Annotated in this window: 7 protein-coding genes and 1 pseudogene; 6 read left to right on the top strand and 2 right to left on the bottom strand. The window is 51.9% G+C overall.

The window, feature by feature from the left end; genetic code table 11:
- Positions 1 to 181: 181 nt before the first annotated feature.
- On the bottom strand, positions 182 to 1114 hold the full coding sequence (locus Q0438_RS10580) for a DMT family transporter (protein WP_299190731.1): 933 nt from the start codon (positions 1112 to 1114) through the stop codon (positions 182 to 184).
- Between the two features lie 6 nt (positions 1115 to 1120).
- Positions 1121 to 2026, bottom strand: a complete 906-nt coding sequence (locus Q0438_RS10585; protein WP_299190733.1) for a DMT family transporter — start codon at positions 2024 to 2026, stop codon at positions 1121 to 1123.
- Between the two features lie 471 nt (positions 2027 to 2497).
- Here Q0438_RS10585 and der point away from each other — a divergent pair, with 471 nt between their 5' ends.
- The 6 genes and pseudogenes from der (at position 2498) to Q0438_RS10615 (ending at position 7928) form a co-directional block, all read left to right on the top strand.
- Positions 2498 to 3883 carry a ribosome biogenesis GTPase Der gene (der, locus tag Q0438_RS10590; protein ID WP_299190734.1) on the top strand — a complete coding sequence of 462 codons (1386 nt, stop codon included), beginning with the start codon at positions 2498 to 2500 and terminating at the stop codon, positions 3881 to 3883.
- Positions 3870 to 4364 (top strand): annotated as a pseudogene (locus Q0438_RS10595) (shikimate kinase); the annotation flags it as partial. The gene der and the pseudogene Q0438_RS10595, both read left to right, overlap by 14 nt.
- A 487-nt stretch (positions 4365 to 4851) precedes the next feature.
- Complete coding sequence (trpS, locus tag Q0438_RS10600; RefSeq protein WP_299190736.1) at positions 4852 to 5823, top strand: tryptophan--tRNA ligase; 972 nt, start codon at positions 4852 to 4854, stop codon at positions 5821 to 5823.
- Between the two features lie 53 nt (positions 5824 to 5876).
- On the top strand, positions 5877 to 6143 hold the full coding sequence (locus Q0438_RS10605; protein ID WP_004321567.1) for an ACT domain-containing protein: 267 nt from the start codon (positions 5877 to 5879) through the stop codon (positions 6141 to 6143).
- A gap of 9 nt (positions 6144 to 6152) precedes the next feature.
- Positions 6153 to 7490: a PFL family protein gene (locus Q0438_RS10610; protein WP_299190737.1), complete on the top strand. Its 1338-nt coding sequence runs from the start codon at positions 6153 to 6155 to the stop codon at positions 7488 to 7490.
- A gap of 24 nt (positions 7491 to 7514) precedes the next feature.
- Positions 7515 to 7928: a hypothetical protein gene (locus Q0438_RS10615; protein WP_299190739.1), complete on the top strand. Its 414-nt coding sequence runs from the start codon at positions 7515 to 7517 to the stop codon at positions 7926 to 7928.
- Positions 7929 to 8388 lie beyond the last annotated feature (460 nt).

An 8388-nucleotide genomic window follows, 5' to 3' on the forward strand; every position in this document is an offset into this window, starting at 1 on the left:
GCCCCGCCGATGTCGATACCGATAAAATGCATAAAATTTTAAATCCGTCGAAAAATATTTCTACGCCGTAGAACTTTGTCGCAATCTTAGCTTTTTAAGACTTTTATATCGCTGAAATTTAACGTTCGCGGGCGGCGCGGATTAAATTTAGCCTCGCGCCGCGTTTGATTAGTTTTTAAATTTAGCGCTCGCGGGCGATTAAAATTCCGCTTAAAATCACCACCGCGATGCCCGCTAGCACGATCGGACCCGGCAGTTTGTCTCCTAGCATAATTCCGAGCGCCATGCTAAAGAGGATGTCGCTATAGCTGATCGCAGCGACTATACCAGCTTTACGCGAAGCGGCGTAGGCGCGTGTCATGTAAATTTGAAAGTAGATCCCGCTGACGCCCAGAAGCGCCACGAGCACCCAGCCAAGCAGGCTCGGTAGATTAAAGTAAGCAAGTCTCGCCAAATCCGCCCCGCTGAAAAGCCCTAAAATTTTGACCTCGCTATCACCGAGCGCCCAGCCCGCAGCCATCATCATCGCGCTTAGAAAGGTAGCGGACGAGACGAAAACCAGCACGATGAGGTTGGTGGCGTAGTATTTGCGCAGCTCGCGCACGCTCGTGTATGCAAGCCCCGCGCACATACCGCCGAAGATTCCCACCGCGTCGGTTACGCTGATGCCGATGTGCGGGCGCACGACGAGTAAAATTCCGCCAAAGCCGAGCAGTATCGCAAACCAGCCCTTAGAGCTTAGCTTTTCGCCTAAGAAAAACGCCGAAAATAGCGCGGTAAAAATGGGCGCCGTCTTTTGGAAGGTAAAAGCGGTGCCAAGATCGATGTGAGCGATGTTGTAAAAGGTCGCTAAGATACCGCAGCTGCCGATAAAGCCGCGAAACGCGAGCAGCCACGGCTTGCCGCCCGGGCCCAGATTTTTTACCCGCCTTAGTGAAAACAGCACGATGCCGATGCCTACGACGTTGCGGAAAAACACGATCTCGGCGCTGCTCATCCGCTCCGCCATGACCTTGGCTAGTGCGCCGTTTAGCGCGAAATAAAAGCTCGCTACGAGCATATAGTAAACGCCCAGATGTTTCAGCCAAAACGCGGAGTAAAATTTCTGCTTCATCGCGCGCTACTTTCGGTTCGCCACGAGCGCGCCCGCGACGATGATGAGCGCCATACCTCCAAGCGCCATGAAACCGGGCAGGGCGTCGCCTAGCAGCAGCCCAAATAGCGTCGAAAAGATGATGTCCGCATAACTGATCGTAGCTACTATGCCCGCTTTGCGCGTCGCGGCGTAGGCCTTGGTGACGTAGGTTTGATAAAACAGCCCCAGCAGCCCCAAAAGCACGGCAAAGAGCCAGCCCTGCGCGTTTGGAATTTTAAATTTAGAAAGCATAAAGCTCAGCGCAGGCGCGTCTATAAATTCCGCCGCGATCATAAGCGCTACTGGTATCAGCGTGCCGGCAAGAAGCGCAGAGAGGATGATCGTATCGGAGCTATAGTATTTGCGCAGCCCGCGCACGGAGGTAAGCGCCATCGCGGCGAATAATCCGCTTAAAATTCCAAAAATATCGCTCGGCTGCAAGCCAAACTGCGGCTGAATTACCAAAACGATGCCCACAAAGCCCAAGCAGACCGAGAACCAGCCCATTGCGCCGAATTTTTCGCCGAGGGTAAAGTACGCGATGATCGCCGTCCAAATGGGCGCAGTTTTTTGAAAAGTAAATGCCTCGCCGAGGCTGATGTTAGCGACATTATAAAAAAATACCATCAGCCCCAAAATCCCGATAATGCCGCGAAACGCGAGTGTAAAAGGATGACCGCCTTTGTTTGCGAAGCGCGCCGTACGGGGGCGAGCCTTGATTTTATAAAGCAGGATCAAAAGTCCGGGCAGATTGCGAAAGAGCACGACCTCAAGCGATGAAATTTGCGCGCCCAAAAGCTTGGCAAAAACGCCCGTAAGAGAGTTGTAAAAGCACGCCATCAGCATATAATACACGCTTAGATGGTGCAGCAAGAAGTTGTTGTATTTCATCGCGCCCCTTTAAATTTGCGAAATTATACACGCATAATGATTAAATTTTAATATTCCGCCGTTTTAATATTCCGCCACGCCGCCTGCTTTTGCGCGCCTGGCGCGACCGCTCGTTTTTGCAATTCGGCGCTTGAATGCGCAAAGCAGCCAAATTTGCGTAGCTGCGGGCTTTTATGCTTTCGTGTAGTTGCGCCCGTTTTTGTGTTTTGATCGCTAGCTTTCGTGCTTAGGCTATGTTTTTAAATTTTATAAAATTTGCGTGCAACCCCGCCTCGGCGATATGTTCGGCGATGGCTCGCGCGCCTTGGCGTCTTTTACGAGCGGCGTCCCGCTAGTGTCGCGATAAAATTTCGCTAAATTTAGCGCCTAAATTTTATAAAATTTTGCCGCCCGACTTGCGCGAGCGAGCGCATAGAATTTGGCTTTAATCTATTTTTGGTTATAATCGCGCCAAAAACTACAAGGACGAACGTGAAAAGTTTGATCATCATCGGGCGCCCCAACGTCGGCAAGTCGAGCCTTTTTAACCGCCTAGCGGGCGCTCGTATCGCCATCACGAGCGACGTTGCGGGCACGACGCGCGATACCAATAGAGCCGAAGCCGAAATTTTCGATCGCCGCGTGCGCGTGATCGATTCTGGCGGCCTGGACGATGCCTCCGAGCTGTTTGTGCGCGTGCAGGCTAAGACGCTAAGCGAGGCCAAGAGCGCGGATTTGATAATCTTTATGACGGACGGCAAGCTGCTTCCGAGCGATGATGAGCGGCGGATATTTTTCTCGCTACAAAAGCTCGGTAAGCCCATCGCCCTAGCGGTCAATAAAATAGACGGCAAGCGCGACGAGGAGCGCAGCTGGGAGTTTAACGAATTCGGCGTTAAATTTTTCCCGATCTCCGTTTCTCACAACAGCGGCATCGATGAGCTGAAAGAGTGGATATATGGCTTTTTGGACCCTGCGCCTGCGCAGCAGGACGAGGATGAAATTTTTGACGATTTTATAGAGGGCTTTAACGACGAGGGCGAGCCGAAAGAGGGGCGCGACGAGGAATTTTATGCAGACAAGACCATCGGCGTGGGCATCATCGGGCGGGTGAACGTCGGCAAATCAAGCCTTCTAAACGCGCTTGTGGGCTCGCAGCGCTCAGTCGTGAGCGATTATGCGGGCACGACGATCGATCCGGTGAACGAAAGAATGGAATTTGGGGGGCGCACACTCGAGTTTATCGACACGGCGGGTATTCGCCGCCGCGGCAAGATCGAGGGCATCGAGCGCTTCGCGCTAAATCGCACCGAAAAAATTTTACAAAGCTCTGACATCGCGCTTTTGGTGCTTGACGCAAGCGAGCCGCTAAACGAGCTGGACGAGCGCATCGCGGGGCTTGCGGCTAAATTTGAACTCGGGCTTATTATAATTTTAAACAAATGGGATCTTTGCGAACGCGATTACGACGAGTTTTGCCGCGATCTGCGCGATAGGTTTAAATTCCTTTCCTACGCGCCGATCATCAGCGTCAGCGCGACGGACAAGAAGCGGATACATAAAATTTACCCGCTCATTTTGGATGTTTATTCAAATTTCACGCGCAAACTCGGCACCGCAAGGATCAATGAAGCCATAGAGGCTGCGATCAAAACCCATCCGATACCTCGAGAGCGGGGCAAATCGGTTAAAATTTACTACGCCGCACAGATCGGCTTTGCGCCGCCGAAGATCGCTCTTGTAATGAACCGCCCAAGTGCGCTGCATTTTAGCTACAAGCGCTATTTGATAAATAAACTGCGCGCGAGCTTTGCTCTTTCGGGAAGTCCGCTAGTGCTGCTGCCGCGCAAAAAAGGTGAGAGCGATGAAGAGCGGTAATATCGTACTCATCGGCTTTATGGGGGTCGGCAAGGGCACGGTAGCGCGGGCGCTGGCTGCGCAAAGCGGGATGTTTGCGCTTGATTGCGACGATATGATCGAAAGCTACGCCAATAAAAAGATCGGGCAAATTTTTAAAGAGCAGGGCGAGCAGAGCTTTAGAAAGATGGAAGAGGGCCTTGCGAAATTTTTAGAAAAGTCCGTCCGCTGCGCCGTGATCTCCACCGGCGGCGGCTTTTACGCCGTGAAAAATTTAAACAAAATCGGCACCGTCGTGTATCTGAAATCAAGCTTTGAGGGGATCATTAATCGCTTAAAAAATAGCGAAAACGCGGAGAAAAAATTTGCCAAGCGCCCGTTGCTAGCGGATCTACAAAAGGCCGCGGCGCTGCACGCTCAAAGAGACGGGGCGTATGAAAAAAAGGCCGACATCGTAATCGACGTCGAAAATAAAAGGGTAAAAAAGATCGTAAAAGAAATTTGCTCCGCCTGCGACGGGCTAAATTTAAAGGGGAAAAAGATGTCTAAGCAGAAGTGCTCTGACGGCGGCAAAAATTCCAAGCCGCACGGCAAAGAGGGCAAAAACGATAAGCTTGAAAAGAAAGAGGCGCTAAAGCAAAAGCTGCGTGAGCTACTGGAGGGCTTAGAGCGCGAGCAAATTCCAAAGCGGGTGATCGCGTGGCACTTCGATCTTTACGAACCTTACGCGCTACAGCTCGCGGGATCGAGTAGCTTTGATGCGGATGACGACGACTGGGCGTGCGAGGACGAGGATGAATTTTATCCGCAAAGTTCACGCCTGCAGCTTGATTTTTTAAGCGAGCTTTCGTGGCGACAGGTTTTAAAAATACTCGTGCAGGCTCTGCGCGAGCTGCGAGAGCAGATGCCAGATGCAAAAATTTTTAAGTGCAAGCACGTCGCCGTGGGTTTTGTGGACGGCGATCTGATTTTGATTTAAAGGAGCAACGATGAGAATTTTAACGGGTCTTCAGCCCAGCGGCAAGCTGCATTTGGGCAACTACTTCGCGAGTATCAAGCAGATGGTGGATGCGCAAAATGCGGGCGAGCAGATGTTTATGTTTATCGCAAACTACCATGCGCTCACGTCCGTAAGCGACGGTGCAAAGCTAAAAAACTCCACCTACGAGGCCGCCGCGGCGTTTTTGTCGCTGGGGATCGATCCGAAAAAGACGGTGTTTTGGGTGCAAAGCGACGTGAAAGAGGTGTTGGAGCTTTACTGGATTTTAAGCGGATATGCGCCGATGGGGCTGCTCGAGCGAGCGCACGCCTACAAAGACAAGATCGCAAAGGGCTTTGAGAGCAAGCACGATCTGTTTAGCTACCCCGTGCTGATGGCGGCGGACATCCTGCTATACAGCGCGGAGGTCGTGCCTGTGGGCAAGGATCAGATCCAGCACGTCGAGATCGCCCGCGACATCGCGCTTAAATTTAACAACGCCCACGGCGAAATTTTAACTATTCCGCAAGCGCGCGTAAACGATGAAGTGGCGATCGTGCCGGGCACGGACGGCGCGAAGATGAGCAAGAGCTACGGCAATACGATCGATATTTTTGCAGATGCCGTGACGCTAAAGAAGCAAATTTCAAGTATCGTAACGACCTCTGAACCGCTAGAAGCGCCTAAGCAGTGGCGCGGATGCAATGTCTATAACATCGCGAAGCTGTTTTTAAGCGAGGCGGCGGAGCAAGCGGCGCTGCGGGCTCGCTACGAGCGTGGAGGCGAGGGGCACGGGCATTTCAAGGCGTATCTAAACGAGCTTGTGCTTAGCTACTTCAAAGATGCGCGAGATAAATTCGAATACTATCAAAGCCACCGCGAAATTTTAGACGAGATGCTAAGACAGGGCGCGCAAAGGGCGGCTGCGACGGCTGCTTCATTGATGCAAAAGGTTCGCGCCGCCGTGGGGATTTATCGCTAAGGAAGGCTTTGTAAGCGATAAATTAGTAAAATAAATTTTAAAAAGGAGTAAGAATGAAAGCGATCGTAACGGTGATCGGTAAGGACAAGGTCGGCATTGTGGCGGGCGTTTCGGCTAAGCTCGCGCAGCTTGGGCTAAACATAGACGACATCAGCCAGACGGTTTTGGACGAGTTTTTTACGATGATGGCGGTGGTTTCCAGCGAGGAAAAGCAGGACTTCACGGCTCTAAAGGGGGAGCTAAACGAGCTAGGCGAAAAGCTAAAAGTTAAGATCAACATCCAAAGCTCGGCGATCTTTGACGCCATGCACAACATCTAAGGTGCGCAAATGGACATCAAAAACGTAACCGAAACAATCGCGATGATCGAGGAGCAAAATTTCGACATCCGCACGATCACGATGGGTATCAGCCTGCTTGACTGCATCGATCCCGACATCGATAAAGCCGCAGAGAAAATTTACGCAAAGATCACTGACAAGGCGCGCGATCTAGTAAAGGTCGGTAATGAAATTTCAGCCGAGCTCGGTATCCCAATCGTAAATAAGCGCGTCTGCGTAACGCCTATCGCCATCATCGGCGCAGCGACGGATGCCGTGAGCTACGTGCCGCTAGCTAAGGCAATGGACGGGGCGGCGCAAAAGGTCGGTATCGATTTTATCGGCGGCTTTTCGGCGCTCGTGCAAAAGGGCTACGCAAAGGGTGATAAAATTTTAATCGACTCGATCCCCGCCGCGCTCGCCGCGACGCAGAAGGTCTGCTCGTCGGTAAATATCGGCTCGACCAAAACCGGCATAAATATGAGCGCGGTCGCCGACATGGGACGCGTGATCAAAGAAACCGCGCGGCTTTCAGATCTGGGCGCTGCAAAGCTCGTCGTATTTGCCAACGCCGTCGAGGATAATCCCTTTATGGCGGGCGCATTTCACGGCGTGGGCGAGGCCGAGGTCGTCATAAACGTGGGCGTATCAGGCCCGGGCGTCGTTAAGCGCGCGCTTGAGAAGGTGCGCGGAGCGAGCTTTGACGTGGTCGCGGAGACCGTGAAAAAGACTGCGTTTAAGATCACACGCATCGGACAGCTCGTTGGTCAAATGGCGTCTGAGCGCCTTGGCGTGAAATTTGGTATCGTCGATCTCTCGCTAGCTCCGACTCCGGCAGTGGGCGATTCGGTCGCGCGCGTGCTTGAAGAGATGGGCTTAGAGCGCGTCGGCACGCACGGCACTACTGCGGCTTTGGCACTGCTAAACGACGCTGTCAAAAAGGGCGGAGTGATGGCGTGCAACCAAGTAGGCGGGCTTAGCGGCGCGTTTATCCCCGTCTCGGAGGATGAGGGTATGATCGCCGCAGTGCGCGCAGGCTCGTTAAGCTTAGAAAAGCTCGAAGCAATGACCGCGATCTGCTCGGTGGGGCTCGATATGATCGCGATCCCGCAGGATACGCCCGAGCAGACGATCGCTGCGATCATAGCCGACGAGGCCGCGATCGGCGTGATAAATCAAAAAACGACCGCCGTGCGCATAATCCCAAAAGGCAAAGAGGGCGACACGCTGGAGTTTGGCGGGCTTCTAGGCAGCGCGCCGGTGATGAGCGTAAATAAAAACTCATCGGCCGACTTCATCGCCCGCGGCGGCCAGATACCGGCACCCATTCATAGTTTTAAAAACTAAATTTAACCCGCTTAAGGAGGAAAGATGAGAGCGTTTGCGTTATTTGCGGCAGTTTTGCTTTTTAGCGGCTGCTCCATAATCTCGGCATTTTATAGCAATGAGAAAAAATTCGAGCTGGTGGGCTTGGGGCAAGACGGGGTTTATAGGACTTCGGACGACAGCGGAGACACGCTAATAAAAATAACGTCCGCTCGCACAAAAGAGGGCGAGCCGTATCGTATAATCCACACGCTGGAAATTCCTAAAAATTCTACCCAGACGGATTTTGATAGCAACGATAAAGAGGTATTTAAAATAGACTGCTCCAAGAATCGTTGCTCGCCCGAATATGACAGAGAGCCAAAAAGAATCGCCATTTCTTGGCCTGCGCCAAATGGGGGCGGCGTTTTTGACGGCGTCATATATCTAAAAAATTTACGGCTCGTAAAGGCGTATTAAATTTGCGGATTAAAAGCGCACAAAATTCGTAAAACTTAGCGGGCAAATTTACGACGTCGCGGCTGAAGTAGCTCTGAATTTTGCGCTACGGGCGTGGAATTTTGAGTTAGAATTTCGGCGCGGAATTTCGCTTTTAAATTTTACGGCGTGAAATTTTACGGTGCGCTGGCTCTACGGCGCGATCCCCGCGGCGAGCTAAAATTTTAAAATTTCGTCGCAAGACGCGGCGTTAAAATTTCATCGCCGTGCGAGACGGACGGCAGCGGGTCTTTTGAAATTTTAAAGCGGCTTGCATTGAAATTTTAAAATTTAAAAGCAACCTGTTTCGTTATCATTGCTCGCCCGCTTAAGAAGCGGCGAAATTCTATTTCGGCGGGGATTAAACACAGCGCGCAAAACGGGCGTAGCGTCAAAATTTTAAAAGACGACGCGAAAATATGAGGCGGAAATAAAATGCAAA

Source organism: uncultured Campylobacter sp., assembly GCF_938030785.1.
GTDB lineage: Bacteria > Campylobacterota > Campylobacteria > Campylobacterales > Campylobacteraceae > Campylobacter_B.